The organism is Mycolicibacterium chlorophenolicum, assembly GCF_001044235.1.
Lineage (GTDB): Bacteria > Actinomycetota > Actinomycetes > Mycobacteriales > Mycobacteriaceae > Mycobacterium > Mycobacterium chlorophenolicum.
Map to the genome: position 1 here is coordinate 325,771 of NZ_JYNL01000020.1, position 15,393 is coordinate 341,163.

Sequence of the window (15,393 nt, forward strand, 5' to 3'; positions counted from 1 at the left end):
TTCCCCATGCGTCAACCTAAGGTTGACGCATGAGCGACGCTGCCAAGATCAGCCACCCCGTCCGCCTCGACGACCTCATCGACGTCATCACACGCGTTCACGATCAACCCCTCGACCAGCTGACCGATGCCGTGCTGGCCGCCGAAGCACTCGGCGAGGTGGCCGACCACCTGATCGGCCACTTCGTCGACCAGGCGCGCCGCTCGGGGGCGTCGTGGACCGAGATCGGCAAGTGCATGGGTGTCACCAAGCAGGCCGCACAGAAACGTTTCGTCCCCAGGACGCCCACCGACGCGGCCGCGCTGGACCCCGACGCCGGGTTCAGCCGGTTCACCCCGCGCGCCCGTGCGGTCATCGTCGAGGCCCAGAACCGCGCGCACGCCGCGGGCAACGCCGAGATCCGCCCGGAGCACCTGGTACTCGGGCTTGTCGCCGACCCGACCGGGCTGGCCGCCCGCCTGATCGCCGACCAGGGCGTGGACGCCGCCGCCGTCGCCGCTGCCGTCACCCTGCCGCCACCGGCCGAGGATGTGCCGGCGCTCATCCCGTTCGACGCGCGCGCCAAGAAGGCCCTCGAGCTGACGTTCCGTCACGCGCTGCGGCTGGGCCACAACTACGTCGGCACCGAGCACCTCCTGCTCGCGCTACACGAGGAGGAAGACGACGACGGCGTGCTGCACCGGCTCGGAATCGACGCCGGGCGTTTCGAGAACGACCTCCGCGCTGCGCTGGAGCCCTTCACCAACCCGTGAGGGAATGAAACGGGCGGTCGCGCGGTCGCACACCACATGGAACTCAACTCCGCTGCGCGTGACCTCATCGGCCGGGGCGCCGACGCCACCTTGGTGACCCTCAACCCCGACGGCAGCCCGCAGGTGAGCCTGGTCTGGGTGGCGCTGCAGTCCACCCCGGACGGCGACGAACTGGTGGTGGCGCATCTGTCCGAACACAAGAAGGTCCGCAACGTCCGCCGCGACCCGCGGGTGGCGGTCACGATCGTCGCGCCCGAGGGCCCGACCGCCGTGATGCGGTCGTACCTGTCGATCACCGGGACGGCCCGCATCGTCGAGGGCGGCGCGCCGGAGCTGCTCGTCGAACTGGCGCAGACGCTCGCTGCGCCCGACGCGGGCTTCCCTCCCACGGACGCGCCGCCGGGTTACCTGACCCGGATCCGCATCGACAAGGTCGGCGGCGTCGGACCCTGGGTGCCTTCGACGCCATAACTCCGCCGACGGCATCGCCGGGTGTGCGATCATGCCAGGACCTGCTCGATAAGCGTGGCCCGGAGGGATCCCCACACATGCGGCGCTGGCTCGTCTTCCTGCTCGCCACCATCGCCACGCTCGGCGGCGTGCTCGCACCCCCGGCCGGCGCCGCCGTCATCCCGATCGGTCGGCTCGGCGAGACGTTGCGCGTCGAATTCAAGGGACTGGTCGCCGATGTCGCGGTCACCGGCATCGCGCCGTCGGACGTTCCGCCGGGCTTCGGCTACCCGCCCCGCGCCCCGCGCTACCAGGTGTACCGCGCCGACGTCACGATCACCCCGGTGCGACTGCCCACCCCGTACGCGATGGGCATCACCTACGGGTTCCGCGGCGTGACCCCGACCGGGGACGCCTACGAGCCCCGCAACAGCGACGCCCCCGACGCGCTGCAGTACGGACTGCAGAACGCCCAGGTGGGCCGGACGTTCAGCGGGGGCGTCTGGTGGGACTGCTACCGCGACCTGGTGTCCAACGTCGTCCTGATCGACCGGGTCACCGGCGTCCGACTGGCCCAGTGGAACGTGGCCTGAGCCTGCAGATCGGTACGGCCGACGCCGCCCGGCTGGCCGAACTCGCCGACGTCGCCGCCCGCACCTTCCCGCTGGCCTGCCCCCCGTCGTGTACCCCGGCCGACGTCGCCGCGTTCATCGCCGAGAACCTCACACCGGCCCGATTCGGCGACTACCTCGACGATCCGGACCGGACCGTGCTGACGGCCACCCGAGATGACCGAATCATCGGTTACGCCATGATGATTCGCGGCGTGCCCGACGACCCGGATGTGACGGCCGCGGTCACCCTGCGGCCGGCGGTGGAGCTGTCGAAGATGTACGTGCTGCCCGACGCCCACGGTGCGGGAGTGTCGACGGCCCTGATGAGCGCCGCCCTCCAGCACGCCGAGGCCGGGGCGGCGGCCTCGGTGTGGCTCGGCGTCAACCAGAAAAACGTTCGCGCGCAACGCTTTTACACCAAGCACGGTTTCACCGTCACCGGCACCAAGACGTTCCGGCTGGGCATCCACCTCGAGGCCGACTACGTGATGGCGCGCCCCGTCTGACCGGCGGCCGTCAGCGCCAGCAGCCGCGACGTCGCCCTCAGGTACTTCTTGCGGAACCCGCCCGCGAGCATCTCGTCGCTGAACACCGTGTCGAGCTTGGCGCCGGACGCGACCACCGGGATGCCGGCGTCGTAGAGCCGGTCGGTCAGCGACACCAGCCGCAGCGCGACGTTCTGATCGTCGAGCGGATGCACCCCGGTCAGGAACACCTCGGAGACGCCCTCGATCAGGGTCAGGTAGCGCGACGGGTGCATCGTCGCCAGGTGCGCGCACAGCGCGTCGAAGTCGTCGAGCGTCGCGCCGGGCACGTCCGCTGCCCGCTGCGCCACCTCGTCGTCGCTGAGCGGCTCCGGCGCGGGCGGCAGGCCACGGTGCCGGTAGTCCGGGCCCTCGATGCGCACCGTGGTGAACATCGCTGCGAGCGTGTTGATCTCGCGCAGGAAGTCCTGCGCGGCGAACCGGCCCTCGCCGAGCTGCTCGGGCAGCGTGTTGGAGGTGGCCGCCACCGACACGCCCTTCTCGACGAGCGCCGACAACAGCCGGGAGATCAGCGTGGTGTTGCCGGGGTCGTCGAGCTCGAACTCGTCGATGCACACCAGTGCGTAGTCGGCGAGCAGGTCGATGCATTCGACGAAGCCGAACACCCCGGCCAGCTGGGTCAGCTCCCCGAACGTGGCGAACGCTCGCTTGACGTCGTCGCCGCCGACCTCGTAGTACGACGAGGCCAGCAGGTGCGTCTTGCCCACCCCGAAACCGCCGTCGAGGTAGATGCCGACGCCGGGCAGCACCTCCCGCTTGCCGAACAGCTTCTTCTTCCCGGCCCGCCGCTCGAGCGCCTGCGCGCAGAACCGGCGACAGGCCTCCACCGCCGCGGCCTGGGTGGGCTCGGCCGGATCGGGCCGGTAGGTGTCGAAGCTGACGTCGGCGAACGTCGGCGGCGGAACCAGCTGTGCGACCAACCGTTCCGGCGTGACGCTGGGACGCCGGTCGGTCAGATGCGCGACGTCGCTGGAGCTGAAGCTGGACCCCTGCATGCAGGCACCTTAACGGCGTGCTGTGATTCTGCGTATGTCCGCAGACCACGACGGGACGCAGTTCACAGTGCTCGGTGGTGTCGGCGCGATCGACGCGGCCGGGCTGGCCGACCGGTACGCCTACCCCGACACCGATTCCGGATGCTGGGTGCGCGCCAACATGATCGCGTCGGCCGACGGCGGCGCGACGAGCGCCGGTAAATCCGGCGGCCTCGGCGGCGCCGGTGACAAGGCACTGTTCGGCATGCTGCGCGAGCTCGCCGACGTGGTGCTCGTCGGCGCGGCCACCGCACGGGTCGAGGACTACTCCGGGGTGACGTTCGACGCCGCGCAGCGCGCGGCACGGCGGGACCGCGGTCAGGCCGAGACCCCGCCGATCGCGATACTCACCCGATCGGGCTCGGTGGATCCGGACGCCAAGCTGTTCACCCGCACCGACGTCCCCCCGCTGGTCTTCACCAGTTCCGGCGCAGCGCCCGGCGCCCGCGACCGGCTGGGCGCACGCGCCGAGGTGATCGACGCCTCCGGCAGCGACCCCGACTCGCTCGATCTGGCCGGCGTGCTCGACGTGCTGGCCGGGCGCGGCCTGCGCCGCGTGCTCGCCGAGGGCGGCCCCGGCATCCTCGGCATGCTGATCGCCGAGGACCTGCTCGACGAGCTGTGCCTGAGCGTCTCGCCGGTGCTGGTCGGCGGCGCGGCGGGCCGCGTCGTCACCGGCGAGGCGGACGGCCGGACGGCCCTGCGACTGCGCCACGCGCTGACCGACGACGACGGCTACCTGTTCCTGAGCTACGTGCGCGCTGCCGCGGCCGACGCTCGCTGATCAGTACTGTGGTCGGCATGTTTCGTTCGGTGCCGGCTGTGGTGGCGGTGACGGTGTCGCTGGTCCTCTCCGCGTGCTCCCCCGGCCTGGCCGCCAATCCGCGCTACGCCACCGACTCCGGCGCGGGCCCGCAGGGCGCCACCCAGACCAGTGAGAAGCCCGCCGGTCCGCCGGGGATCGAGGCGCCGAAGAACGACCTGTCGTGGCGCGACTGCACCTCCCGGGTGTTCAGCGCGGCGGCGGTGGATCCCCTGCCGGGTGTCACGCTCGACTGCGCGAGCTACGACGCCGACCTCGATCCGATCAGCGGGGCGACCGGCAGCGTGAGCATCGGCGTGGTCCGCGCCCGCTCCGCCCAGACCCCGGCCGACGCGGGTCCGCTGGTGATGACGACCGGTTCGGACCTGCCGTCTTCGGTGCAGCTGCCGGCGTGGTTGTCGCGCGCCGGCGGCGACGTGCTGGCCAAGCATCCGATCGTCGCCGTCGACCGTCGCGGCATCGGCATGTCCGGTGCTCTGGACTGCCGCGACGTGTTCGATCGGCAGGAGATGTTCGAGCAGGCCCAGTTCCAGTCCGGCGACGATCCGGTCGCCAACCTCGGGGCGGTCACCATGACCGCGACGACGAGCTGCACCGACACCATCGCCCCCGGCGACTCGGCGTACGACAACTCCCACGCCGCCGAGGACCTCGAACGGCTGCGCACCACCTGGGACGTGCCGGCGCTGGCGCTGCTCGGCGTCGGCAACGGGGCGCAGGTGGCGCTGGCGTACGCCGGTTCCCACCCCAACAAGGTGGCTCGGCTGGTGCTGGATTCCCCGCTGCCACTGGGCATCGCGGCCGAGGCCGCCACCGAGCAGCGGGTCAGGGGCGAGCAGGCATCGCTCGACGCCTGGGCCACCCAGTGCCTGGCGACCAACTGCCCGCTCGGCCCGGACCCCAAGGGCGCCGTCGACGCCCTGCTCTCGGCGGCGCGCGCCGGCAACGGCCCCGGCGGGGCGTCGGTCGCCGCGGTCGCCGACGCGATCTCCACGGCGCTGGCGTTCCCCCAGGGCAACCGCGTGGACGCCGGCAACGAGCTGGCCCAGGCGATCGCCGATGCGAACTCCGGAGACACCAACCGGCTCAACAACCTGATCAACACCGCGGAGACACTGCGCCAGACCGACGGACAGTTCGTCAACTCCTGTAGCGACGCGCTCAACCGCCCCACCCCCGACCGGGTCCGCGAGCTCGTCGTCGAGTGGGGCAAGCGTTACCCGCAGTTCGGCACGGTCGGCGCGCTCGACATGGTCAAGTGCCTGAACTGGCCCAGCGGCACCGCCCCGAAGGAACCTCAGGGGCTGACGACGCCGACCCTGCTGCTCGGCGTGCAGAACGATCCGATCGTGGGCGGCGAAGGCGTGGCGGCCGTCGCCGCGACAGCGATCAACGCGGGGTCGACCAACAAGCGGGTGATGTGGCAGGGCATCGGCCACGGCGCGTCGATCTACTCGCGCTGCGCGCTCCCGCCGGTGCTCGCCTACCTCGACAGCGGCCAGCTGCCCGCCACCGACACGTACTGCCCGGCCTGACAGCCCGGCACCGCGCCGCTACGGTACGGTGCCTGACGTGCGTGATCTTGTGCTGAAAGCGTTCAGGCCCCGCACCAGCCCGCCCACCACCGCGTCGGTTCTGCGTTCGGTCCTGTGGCCGCTGGCGATCCTGTCGATCATCCACCGCAGCTACGTCCTGGTCTTCAACCGCTACATCACCGACGATTTCGCGCCGGTGTACCGCGCGGTCATCAACTTCAAGTTCGGCTGGGACATCTACAACGAGCACTTCGACTACGTCGATCCGCACTACCTCTATCCGCCCGGCGGCACCCTGATCATGGCGCCGTTCGGCTACCTGCCCGAGGTCGCGTCGCGCAACTGGTTCATCTTCTTCAACACCGTGGCGATCATCCTCGCCGGCTACTTCCTGCTGCGGCTGTTCGGTTTCACGTTGTCCTCGGTCGCCGCGCCCGCGCTGCTGCTGGCGATGTTCTGCACCGAGAGCGTCACCAACACCCTGGTGTTCGGCAACATCAACGGCGTCATGCTGCTGCTGGAGGTGTTGTTCTTCCGGTGGCTGCTGGACGGCAACCGCAGCCACGAGTGGTGGGCCGGGGTCAGCATCGGGCTGACCCTGGTGGTCAAACCGCTGCTGGCGCCGCTGCTGCTGCTCCCGCTGCTCAACCGTCAGTGGCGGGTGCTGGTCACCGCGATCGCGGTGCCCGTCGTGTTCAATGTCGCCGCCTGGCCGCTGATCTCCGACCCGATGAACTTCGTCACCCGCACGGTGCCCTACATCTTCTCCACCCGCGACTACTTCAACAGCTCGATCCTCGGCAACGGCCTGTACTTCGGGCTGCCGACGTGGCTGATCCTCACGTTGCGGGTGGCCTTCGCCGTCCTCGGCGCCGCCGCCCTGTGGCTGCTCTACCGCTACTACCGCACCCGCGACCCGTTCTTCTGGATGCTCACCTCCTCCGGCGTGCTGCTCACCACCTCGTGGCTGGTGCTCTCGCTGGGGCAGGGCTACTACTCGATCACGCTGTTTCCGTTCCTGATGACCGTCGTGCTGCCGAACTCGGTGATCCGCAGCTGGGTGGCGTGGCTGGCGGTCTACGGGTTCCTGACGATGGATCGCTGGTTGCTCTGGCAGCTGCCGAGCACCGGGCGCGCGCTGGAGTATCTGAAGATCACCTACGGCTGGTCGCTGATGGTGATCGTGGTCTTCACCACGCTGCTGTACCGCTACCTCGACGCCCGGGCGGACGGCCGTCTCGACGAGGGCATCGATCCGGTGTGGCTGCCTCGACGCGCTCCCGAGTCCGCGGCGCCGAGTAGCCTGGCACCATGACGGGTCCCAAACTTGAGCTGAGCGACGACCAGTGGCGCGAACGCCTGAGCCCCGAGGAGTTCGCGGTGCTGCGCCGGGCGGGCACCGAACGTCCGTTCACCGGCGAGTACACCGACACCACGACCGAAGGTGTCTACCAGTGCAGGGCGTGCGGTGCCGAATTGTTCCGCAGCAGTGAGAAATTCGAGTCGCACTGCGGCTGGCCGTCGTTCTTCGACCCCGCCGATTCCGACGCGGTGATCCTGCGCACGGACGACTCGCTGGGCATGCGTCGGGTGGAGGTGCTGTGCGCGAACTGCCACAGCCATCTGGGGCACGTGTTCGAGGGCGAGGGCTATCCGACGCCGACCGACCAGCGCTACTGCATCAACTCGATTTCACTGCGTCTGGTGCCCTCAGGACAGTGACGTCCTGCGGCAGCCCCGCGTCGTCTCGGCCCTGCGCTTCGAGCAGTGCGAGCATGTCCGGTCCCGGCAGGGGCCGGCTGAAGTAGAAGCCCTGCGCCACCCGGCAGCCGTACTGGCGCAGCAGGGCCGCGATCTCGGCGCTCTCCACCCCCTCGGCCACCGGCGTCATCCCCAGCGCGTGCGCCATCCCGATCATCGAGCGCACGATCGTCGCCGACGTCTGATGCGTCAGGATCGGGGCGATGAACTCACGATCGAGCTTGAGCTGGTCGACCGGCAGATCACGCAGGTACCACAGCGCCGAGTAACCGCTGCCGAAATCGTCGAGCGCGACGCGAATCCCTTTCTTGCGCAATGCGTCCAACGCCGACCGGGTTTCGTGCATGTCGGCGAGCAGCCGGTCCTCGGTGATCTCGACGATCAGCGCCTCCGGCGGCAGCCCGCGCCGGCGCAGGCCCGCGGTGATGTCGGAGGTGAGCTTCGGGTCGCTGATCGTCGGCGCGAAGACGTTGACCGCCACCGGCAGCCGAAAGCCCGCCGCGTGCCAGGTCGCGGCGTCGTCGAGCGCCAGGTCGAGCACGGCGCTGGTCAGTGAGCTCATCAGCGCCTGCTTGGTGACCAGCGGGAGGAACTGGTCGGGTGCGAGCAGGCCATGACAGGGGTGCGGCCACCGGATCAGCGCCTCCATCCCGACGATCCGCCCGGAGTACAGGTCGAACTGCGGTTGGTACACCACGCTCAGTCCCGAGTGGTCGATCGCGTCCCGGAGTTCGTCGAGCATGGCCGGGGCGACGGGCAGCGCCTCGGCGGCTCCGGCGCGCAGCCGGCGATTCTCGCCCAGGATCATCACCTGCCGGATCACCACGGCCACCACGATCACCGCGACGGCCACGAACACCGGCCCGAGCCCCGCGATCAGGACGGGGGTGCACAGCACCGCCGACAGCAGCACCGGCACATAGGGCAGCCACCGCGACACTGCCGTGGTCCGCGACGCGGCGTCGACGGAGGTTCCGCGGGTGGCGGACAGCGCGGCGACGCCGAGCAAAACCAGACCCCACGCCCAGCCGATGGCGATCTCGTGGTGGTCGGTGTAACCGTCCGTGGCGGTCAGATAGGCGAATGCGGTGTCGGAGGCCGCGATCGCGACCAGCCCGGCGGTCATCAGGGCCAGGTGCGCGCGCCGGGACGGCGCGGCGCGCAGGCACATGAGCGCGGCGACGGTGATCAGTGCGATGTCGACGACCGGGTAGACCAGCGACATCGCGACCGACACCACATCGCCGCCCTGGGCCGCGTACACCGTCTGCAGCCACGTCACCCAGGCGGCGCCGAAGATCGCCGCCGCGACGATCAGCCCGTCCAGCAACACCCGCAGTTGGGTGCCAGTCGGCGCAGCGGTGAGCATCAGGATCAGACACATGCCGGCACCGGCGAGGAACGTCAGGTAGCCGGCGTCCGCCCATGAGGGGAACGGCGCCTCGCCGACCACCAGGTCGTAGTAACTCCACATCGCCTCACCCGCGGCCCAGCCGGCCGTACCGGCGGCGAGGAAGGCCCAGGCGGCGCGGTCCCGGCCGGACAGGACGAACGCCGCGCGGGCGGCACAGGCCGCCGCGCCGAGCGCGAAGAGCACGAGCCCGACGTCGTCGAGAACACGGATGAGGGCCGGGCCGCCCCAACCGCCGATCAACCAGGCGCCATACCCGGCACCGACGATCACAGCACCCGCCGCCACCCCCCTGAGGAACGGCACCGGGGGATCCTAGCAACCTCGCTATACACGCGGTACCAGATCATGGGGGCCGCAGGTTGTTTGCTGCGACTAACTATTGCTTTCGAGATAGAGTCTTTGGACCCTTGAACTGCAGCTTCCTCGTCGATGAAGTATTTGCAGCAGCATCAATATCGACCGCGAAAGCCGTCTTTCAGCAAACCATCAGGGCAGTGCGTTCACGAGCTTTTCCACCGACACCCGGGGTCCGGTGAAGAACGGCGTCTCCTCGCGCACGTGCCGGCGCGCATCGGTGGCGCGCAGGTCCCGCATCAGATCCACGATCCGGTGCAGTTCCGGGGCCTCGAACGCCAGCAGCCACTCGTAGTCGCCGAGCGCGAACGCCGGCACGGTGTTGGCCCGAACGTCCTTGTAGCCGCGCGCGGCCATGCCGTGCTCGGCGAGCATCCGGCGGCGCTCGTCGTCGGGCAGCAGGTACCACTCGAGCGAGCGCACGAACGGATACACGCAGATGTAGGCGCCGGGCTCCTCGCCCGCGAGGAACGCCGGGACGTGGCTCTTGTTGAACTCGGCGGGACGGTGCAGCGCCACATTGCTCCACACCGGGGTCGACGCACGGCCCAGCGTGGTGGTGCGGCGGAAATCGGCGTAGGTGGCCTGCAGGGCCTCGATGGTCTCGGCGTGCGTCCAGATCATGAAGTCGGCGTCGGCGCGCATCCCGGCCACGTCGTAGAGCCCCCGCACGACGACGCCGTTGTCCTCCTGATGCTTGAGGAATGTCGCGGTCTCGTCGACGATCGCGGCCCGCGCATCGTCACCGTCGGCCAGCACCCCGGGCTTGACCGCGAACACCGAGAACATCAGGTAGCGGATGGTGGAGTTGATCGCGTCGAAGTCGAGCTTGGCCATGGCTCTATCGTGCCACGATGGCCGCGACCGCCCGGGTCGCGGCTGCCACGCACGCGGGCACCCCGATGCCGTCGAGGTAGGCGCCGGCGACGGCCAATCCTGCCGGCAGGCCGGCGCGCAGGTCGGCGACGAGCTCGGCGTGCCCGGGACCGTACTGCGGCATCGCGTCGAGCCAGCGCACCACGCGGCTGTCCTCCGGTGTGACGGCGACCCCGAACAGCGTCGCCAGGTCCTGCTCGGACCAGGTCAGCAACTCCTCGTCGCCCGCGCGCCGGGCCACGTCGTCACCGAACCGGCCGAAGGACAGGCGCACCATCTCGCACGAGCCGCGCCGCCCCCATTTGCGCGACGACAGGGTGACCGCCTTGGCGTGCAGCCGGCCGGGGCCCGCGACCAGGACCCCGGACTGCTCGGGCAAGGGGGTGCCCCCGGGCAGGGCCAGCGCCACCACCGCCGCCGACGCGACGCGGATGCGGCGCGCCGCCGCGGCGGTCCGCGGGGCGACATCGGCGACCAGCGCGGCGAGCCGGGGCGCCGGGACCGCGAGCACCACCGCGTCGGCAGGCCAGCGTGCGCCCTCGTCGTCGACGACCTCCCAGCCCTGCGCGGCGGCGCGCACGCCCGCGACCGCCACCTGCGCCCAGGTCAGCCCCGAACGGCGGACCAGTTCGTCGATCAGCACCGCGTAGCCGCCGTCGATCGCGCCGAACACCGACCCGGGCTGCGGCGGCGGCAGCGCGGTGCAGACCGCCTCGGTCAGGCTGCGGGCGCCGCGGTCCAGCGCGGTGGCGATCGTCGGCGCGGCCGAGCGCAGCCCGATCGTCGCCGCCGATCCGGAGTAGACACCGGCCAGCAGCGGATCCACCGAGCGGGTCACCACCTGTTCGCCGAAGCGGTCGCCGACCAGGTCGGCGACCGTCGGGTCGGCGCCCGGACTCCAGGCCAGCGGGCGCCGAGGCTCGTCGAGCATCCATCGGATCGTCGCGTCGTCGACCAGACCGGTGAGCGCAGTGGGCCGCGACGGAATGCCGTTGACGGTGTCCTTGGGCAGCGGATGCGTGCGGCCCTCGCTGTAGATCAACGGCCGGGCCCCGGTCGTCGTGAGCTGTCTGCCCGACAACCCCAACTCCCCCAGCAGCGCGGGGACCTCGGGCCTGCGGGTGACGAACGCCTCGGCGCCCACGTCGAGCGGCTGCCCGCCGATCCGTTCGGTGCGCAGCACCCCGCCAAGCCGGTCGGCCGGGTCCAGCAGCGTGATGGACGCATCCGGGCCGGCCGCGACCCGCAACCGGTACGCGGCCACCAGACCCGAGATACCCCCGCCCACAACGCAATAGCGGGCGCCCCTGGGCGCGCTCACAGCTCGTGCACCAGAGCCACCGCCTCGGTGATGACGTCGGGATCAGTGGCGGGCAGCACGCCGTGGCCGAGGTTGAACACATGCCCGACGGCGCCGGCGTCGACGGCCCGCCTGCCGTCCTCGACCACCGCGCGCACCGCACGCTCGACCACCGGCCGGCCGGCGAGCAGCACCACCGGATCCAGGTTGCCCTGCAGGGCGGTTCCCCGCTGCACCCGGCCCGCGGCGTCGGTGAGCGAGGTGCGCCAGTCCACGCCGACCACCGCCGGCACACCGTGGCCCGCCACGGCTTCCGACATCGCGCCGAGCAGTTCGGCCGTGCCCACCCCGAAGTGCGTCATCGGCACCCCGTGCCCGGCGAGCGCGGTGAACACCCGAACGCTGTGCGGCAGCACATAGGTGCGGTAGTCGGCCAGCGACAAGGTGCCGGCCCAGGAGTCGAAGACCTGGATGGCGTCGACGCCGGCCTCGATCTGGGTGCGCAGGAACGCGATCGTCACCTCCGTGAGCGCGGTCATCAGCGCGTTCCACGTGTCGGTCGCGCCGAGCATCATCGCCTTGGTGTGCTCGTGGTTGCGGCTCGGGCCGCCCTCGACCAGATACGACGCCAGGGTGAACGGCGCCCCGGCGAAACCGATGAGCGGTACGTCGCCCAGTTCGCCCACCAGTTGCCCGATCGCGGCGGCGACCGGGGCGACCTGCTGCGGATCCAGGGCCGCGACGGCCCCGACATCGGCGAGCGTGCGGATCGGATGCTCGATGACCGGCCCGACATCGGGCACGATGTCCAGCGCGATGCCGGCCGCCCGCAGCGGCACGACGATGTCGGAGAACAGGATCGCCGCGTCCACGTCGTGTCGGCGCACGGGCTGCAGCGTGATCTCCGTGATCAGGTCCGCGTCGAAGCACGCCTGCATCATCGTGTTCTTGGCCCGCAGCGCCCGGTACTCGGGCAGCGACCGCCCGGCCTGCCGCATCATCCACACCGGGATCCGGGTGGGCTTGCGGCCGGCGACGGCAGCCAGGTAGGGCGATTCGGGCAGCTCGCGGCGCGTGTTCATCGATCCCTATGCTGCCATGCCCGCTGACCCCCGATTCGGCGCGCCATGAGCACAGACCTGTGGAAATGGGCTAGCGTCTTTCGGCGTGACCACCGCCGAACCGGCTCAATTCCGTGAAGCGGTGGCGGCGATGAATGCCACCACCGTGCGACCGGAGATCGAGCTGGGGCCGATCCGGCCCCCGCAGCGCCTCGCGCCCTACAGCTACGCGCTGGGCGCCGAGGTCAAGCATGCCGAGGCGGCGGTCGTCCCCGAGCGCTCCGAAGGGGACGCCTTCGGCCGGCTGATCCTGCTGCATGATCCCGAGGGCGCCGACGCGTGGGACGGCACCATGCGGCTGGTCGCCTACATCCAGGCCGACCTGGATTCCACCGAGGCGGTCGATCCGCTGCTGCCCGAGGTGGCCTGGAGCTGGCTGGTGGACGCGCTCACCGAGCGCTCCGAGCACCTCACCGCGCTGGGCGGCACCGTCACCGCGACCACGTCGGTGCGCTACGGGGACATCTCCGGGCCGCCGCGCGCGCACCAGCTGGAACTGCGGGCCTCCTGGACCGCGACCACACTCGACCTGGGTCCGCACGTCGAAGCCTTCTGCGAGGTGCTCGAGCACGCTGCGGGACTGCCGCCGGCCGGGGTGACCGACCTGGGCTCGCGCACCCGCGCCTGACGCGATGACCGATTCCGACACATCAGGCGTGGACTCCGACGCCGAAGGACCCGACACCGACGCCGTCCCGCTGCTGGCCCCCCGCGAGGGCGTGCCGGAGGTCGCTGTCAGCCGCAGTGAGATCAGCAGGGCCGCAGACTTTCTCGCCTCGGGCACCGGCCCGTTCGCGGTCGACGCCGAGCGCGCGTCGGGGTTCCGCTACTCCAACCGCGCCTACCTCGTGCAGATCCGCCGCACCGGGGCCGGCACCGTCCTGATCGACCCGGTGAGCCACGGCGGCGACGCGGTCGAGGTCCTCGCACCGCTGGCCGAGGTGCTCGCCGAGGACGAGTGGGTGCTGCACGCCGCCGACCAGGACCTGCCGTGCCTGGCCGAGATCGGCATGCAGCCGCCCTCGCTGTACGACACCGAGCTGGCGGGACGGCTGGCCAACTTCGACCGGGTGAATCTGGCCTCGATGGTGCAGCAGCTGTTGGGTTTTCAGCTGACCAAGGGCCACGGCGCGGCGGACTGGTCGAAGCGGCCGCTGCCCGACGAATGGCTCAACTACGCCGCGCTGGACGTCGAGGTGCTCACCGAGTTGCGCGACGCGATCGACGCCCTGCTCGACGAGCAGGGCAAGTCGGAGTGGGCACGGCAGGAATTCGAGTACCTGCGGACCGTGGAGAGCTCACCCACCCGACGGGACCGCTGGAGGCGTACGTCCGGCATCCACAAGGTCCGCGATCCGCGCACGCTGGCGGCGGTGCGGGAGCTGTGGCTCACCCGAGATCAGATCGCCCGCCGCCGCGACATCGCCCCGGGGCGCATCCTGCCCGACAGCGCGATCATCAGCGCCGCCACCGCCAACCCCGACACCGTCGAGAAGCTGACGGCTCTGCCGGTGTTCGGCGGTTCCCGGCAGCGGCGCAGTGCGCAGGTGTGGCTCGACGCGCTGCAACGGGCGCGCACCGCCGAACCTCCGTCGGCCCAGGAACCGTCCAACGGCCCGCCACCGGCGTCCCGCTGGGCCCGGCGCAAACCCGAGGCGGCGGCCCGGCTGGAGGCTGCCCGCGCCGCGATCAACGAACTGGCACAGCAGGTTTCGGTGCCGCCGGAGAACCTGCTCTCCCCCGACACCGTGCGAAGGCTGTGCTGGGACTGGGTGGCGGTGGACGACACCGCCGGCGCGGTCGAAGCGTTCCTCGCCGCGTCCACCGCCCGGCAGTGGCAGCGCGAGCTGACGGTGCCCGCGCTGACCGCGGCACTGACCGCCGCGGAGCCTACCGACTCGCCGTGACGCGCTCGATGTGCGCGAGGAAGTGCTCGAGCACCGCCTCGGGCGCTTCGATCTGCGGCCAGTGCCCGATGTCGTCGGCGAGCATCACGACGTCGGGCGCAGGAACCACCTCGGTGTAGCGGCGCGCCATGTGCGCGCCGGAGTTCGGGTCGACGGGCCCGTCGATCAGCCGCATCGGCACCGAGGTCTCCCGCATGGCCCGCACCCACCGGTTGCGGTGGATCCGCCGGTCCTCGAGGAAGCGCCCGACCTGGTGCAGCACCCGCTTGCCGTCGTTCCACTCGAGGATCTCGTGGAACGTCTGCATCATCTCCCGCGTCGGTTTGGTGTTCGGACCGAACATCTCGTTGATGGTCGGCTCGAGGATGCGGCGCGACAGGGCGCTGCCCTGCAGCGGGCTCATCAGGTCGCCCAGCGGCGTCCCCGACATCAGCTTCTGCATCAGGCGCGGGGTGTAGGCCTCGGTGAACAACCCGCCGTTGAGCCAGGTGATCGACTCGATGTCCCAGCCGCCGTAGGCCTGCTCGCCGAACACCTTGCGCGCCAACAACTCCTGGGCCACCGAATCGCCGAGGTCGTGGGCCAGCACGTGGGCCGAGCGCACGCCGAGGTCGGCCAGCAGGGCCTCGTGCATGTCGGCGTGGTCACTGACCGTGTAGCGGTAGGCGTGCGGCTTGGCCGAGAACCCCATGCCCATCATGTCGGGCGCGATGACGCGGAACCGTGACGTCAGTGCCGGCCAGATCGCGGCCCAGTCGTAGCTGTTGAACGGGTAGCCGTGCACCAGCAGCAGCGCGGGGCCCTCACCTTCGCAGCGGTAGAAGACGTCGAAGCCGAGGTAGTCGAAGTACTGCCCCTGGGCTTTCCACTGCGCGAGTCCGGCGTCCACGTCTGCAGCCTAATCAGG

At 70.8% G+C, this 15,393-nt stretch carries 16 protein-coding genes; 10 read left to right on the plus strand and 6 right to left on the minus strand.

Annotated features, from left to right (window positions below; translation table 11 throughout):
- Positions 1-29 precede the first annotated feature (29 nt).
- The 4 genes from MCHLDSM_RS09570 (at position 30) to MCHLDSM_RS09585 (ending at position 2,322) form a co-directional block, all read left to right on the plus strand.
- Positions 30-752: a Clp protease N-terminal domain-containing protein gene (locus MCHLDSM_RS09570; RefSeq protein ID WP_048469849.1), complete on the plus strand. Its 723-nt coding sequence runs from the start codon at positions 30-32 to the stop codon at positions 750-752.
- A 36-nt stretch (positions 753-788) separates the two neighbouring features.
- Complete coding sequence (locus MCHLDSM_RS09575) at positions 789-1,223, plus strand: PPOX class F420-dependent oxidoreductase (RefSeq protein WP_048469850.1); 435 nt, start codon at positions 789-791, stop codon at positions 1,221-1,223.
- Between the two features lie 77 nt (positions 1,224-1,300).
- A complete protein-coding gene (locus tag MCHLDSM_RS09580) occupies positions 1,301-1,795 on the plus strand; it encodes a hypothetical protein (RefSeq protein WP_048469851.1) in 495 nt (164 codons plus the stop codon).
- Positions 1,780-2,322, plus strand: a complete 543-nt coding sequence (locus MCHLDSM_RS09585; RefSeq protein WP_048469852.1) for a GNAT family N-acetyltransferase — start codon at positions 1,780-1,782, stop codon at positions 2,320-2,322. Before MCHLDSM_RS09580 ends, MCHLDSM_RS09585 begins: the two co-directional genes overlap by 16 nt.
- On the opposite strand, the gene zapE is transcribed toward MCHLDSM_RS09585, so the two are convergent.
- Positions 2,298-3,356, minus strand: coding sequence for a cell division protein ZapE (gene zapE / locus MCHLDSM_RS09590; RefSeq protein WP_048469853.1), 1,059 nt, complete (start codon positions 3,354-3,356; stop codon positions 2,298-2,300). The genes MCHLDSM_RS09585 and zapE overlap by 25 nt on opposite strands.
- A gap of 34 nt (positions 3,357-3,390) precedes the next feature.
- On the opposite strand from zapE, the gene MCHLDSM_RS09595 reads away from it, so the two are divergent.
- Genes MCHLDSM_RS09595 through msrB form a run of 4 tightly spaced genes read left to right on the plus strand, consistent with a single transcriptional unit; the run spans position 3,391 to position 7,475 of the window.
- Positions 3,391-4,179 carry a pyrimidine reductase family protein gene (locus MCHLDSM_RS09595; protein WP_048469854.1) on the plus strand — a complete coding sequence of 263 codons (789 nt, stop codon included), beginning with the start codon at positions 3,391-3,393 and terminating at the stop codon, positions 4,177-4,179.
- A 17-nt stretch (positions 4,180-4,196) separates the two neighbouring features.
- Positions 4,197-5,753 carry an alpha/beta fold hydrolase gene (locus tag MCHLDSM_RS09600; protein ID WP_048470261.1) on the plus strand — a complete coding sequence of 519 codons (1,557 nt, stop codon included), beginning with the start codon at positions 4,197-4,199 and terminating at the stop codon, positions 5,751-5,753.
- Between the two features lie 37 nt (positions 5,754-5,790).
- Positions 5,791-7,068 (plus strand): arabinofuranan 3-O-arabinosyltransferase, encoded by a 1,278-nt coding sequence (aftC, locus tag MCHLDSM_RS09605; protein WP_048469855.1) that lies wholly within the window; start codon positions 5,791-5,793, stop codon positions 7,066-7,068.
- Complete coding sequence (msrB, locus tag MCHLDSM_RS09610) at positions 7,065-7,475, plus strand: peptide-methionine (R)-S-oxide reductase MsrB (protein ID WP_048469856.1); 411 nt, start codon at positions 7,065-7,067, stop codon at positions 7,473-7,475. The genes aftC and msrB overlap by 4 nt, the downstream gene beginning before the upstream one ends.
- Here the strand turns inward: msrB and MCHLDSM_RS34970 are convergent.
- The 4 genes from MCHLDSM_RS34970 to hemE all read right to left on the minus strand — a co-directional run bounded on the left by MCHLDSM_RS34970 (position 7,435) and on the right by hemE (position 12,540).
- Positions 7,435-9,231, minus strand: coding sequence for an EAL domain-containing protein (locus MCHLDSM_RS34970; protein ID WP_131722621.1), 1,797 nt, complete (start codon positions 9,229-9,231; stop codon positions 7,435-7,437). The genes msrB and MCHLDSM_RS34970 overlap by 41 nt on opposite strands.
- 183 nt (positions 9,232-9,414) lie before the next feature.
- Entirely contained in the window at positions 9,415-10,119 is a 705-nt protein-coding gene (hemQ, locus tag MCHLDSM_RS09620; RefSeq protein ID WP_048469857.1) for a hydrogen peroxide-dependent heme synthase, read from the minus strand.
- A gap of 4 nt (positions 10,120-10,123) precedes the next feature.
- Complete coding sequence (locus MCHLDSM_RS09625) at positions 10,124-11,479, minus strand: protoporphyrinogen oxidase (protein WP_048469858.1); 1,356 nt, start codon at positions 11,477-11,479, stop codon at positions 10,124-10,126.
- Entirely contained in the window at positions 11,476-12,540 is a 1,065-nt protein-coding gene (gene hemE, locus MCHLDSM_RS09630) for a uroporphyrinogen decarboxylase (RefSeq protein ID WP_048469859.1), read from the minus strand. The genes MCHLDSM_RS09625 and hemE overlap by 4 nt, the downstream gene beginning before the upstream one ends.
- Before the next feature lie 130 nt (positions 12,541-12,670).
- Between hemE and MCHLDSM_RS09635 the strand changes: the two genes are divergently transcribed.
- On the plus strand, positions 12,671-13,207 hold the full coding sequence (locus MCHLDSM_RS09635; RefSeq protein ID WP_234713954.1) for a DUF3000 domain-containing protein: 537 nt from the start codon (positions 12,671-12,673) through the stop codon (positions 13,205-13,207).
- A 4-nt stretch (positions 13,208-13,211) separates the two neighbouring features.
- Entirely contained in the window at positions 13,212-14,486 is a 1,275-nt protein-coding gene (locus tag MCHLDSM_RS09640) for an HRDC domain-containing protein (protein WP_048469861.1), read from the plus strand.
- On the opposite strand, the gene MCHLDSM_RS09645 is transcribed toward MCHLDSM_RS09640, so the two are convergent.
- Positions 14,470-15,375 (minus strand): alpha/beta fold hydrolase, encoded by a 906-nt coding sequence (locus MCHLDSM_RS09645; RefSeq protein ID WP_048469862.1) that lies wholly within the window; start codon positions 15,373-15,375, stop codon positions 14,470-14,472. The two genes, MCHLDSM_RS09640 and MCHLDSM_RS09645, sit on opposite strands and share 17 nt — an antisense overlap.
- Positions 15,376-15,393: the final 18 nt, after the last annotated feature.

Bases quoted from the DNA above. Each gene is read 5' to 3' on its own strand.
- MCHLDSM_RS09635 (WP_234713954.1), top strand. From the start codon at position 12,671: ATGAATGCCACCACCGTGCGACCGGAGATCGAGCTGGGGCCGATCCGG.
- MCHLDSM_RS09595 (WP_048469854.1), top strand. From the start codon at position 3,391: ATGTCCGCAGACCACGACGGGACGCAGTTCACAGTGCTCGGTGGTGTC.
- MCHLDSM_RS09580 (WP_048469851.1), top strand. From the start codon at position 1,301: ATGCGGCGCTGGCTCGTCTTCCTGCTCGCCACCATCGCCACGCTCGGC.
- hemQ (WP_048469857.1), bottom strand. From the start codon at position 10,119: ATGGCCAAGCTCGACTTCGACGCGATCAACTCCACCATCCGCTACCTG.
- msrB (WP_048469856.1), top strand. From the start codon at position 7,065: ATGACGGGTCCCAAACTTGAGCTGAGCGACGACCAGTGGCGCGAACGC.
- hemE (WP_048469859.1), bottom strand. From the start codon at position 12,540: ATGAACACGCGCCGCGAGCTGCCCGAATCGCCCTACCTGGCTGCCGTC.
- MCHLDSM_RS09600 (WP_048470261.1), top strand. From the start codon at position 4,197: ATGTTTCGTTCGGTGCCGGCTGTGGTGGCGGTGACGGTGTCGCTGGTC.
- MCHLDSM_RS09640 (WP_048469861.1), top strand. From the start codon at position 13,212: ATGACCGATTCCGACACATCAGGCGTGGACTCCGACGCCGAAGGACCC.
- MCHLDSM_RS09570 (WP_048469849.1), top strand. From the start codon at position 30: ATGAGCGACGCTGCCAAGATCAGCCACCCCGTCCGCCTCGACGACCTC.
- MCHLDSM_RS09575 (WP_048469850.1), top strand. From the start codon at position 789: ATGGAACTCAACTCCGCTGCGCGTGACCTCATCGGCCGGGGCGCCGAC.
- zapE (WP_048469853.1), bottom strand. From the start codon at position 3,356: ATGCAGGGGTCCAGCTTCAGCTCCAGCGACGTCGCGCATCTGACCGAC.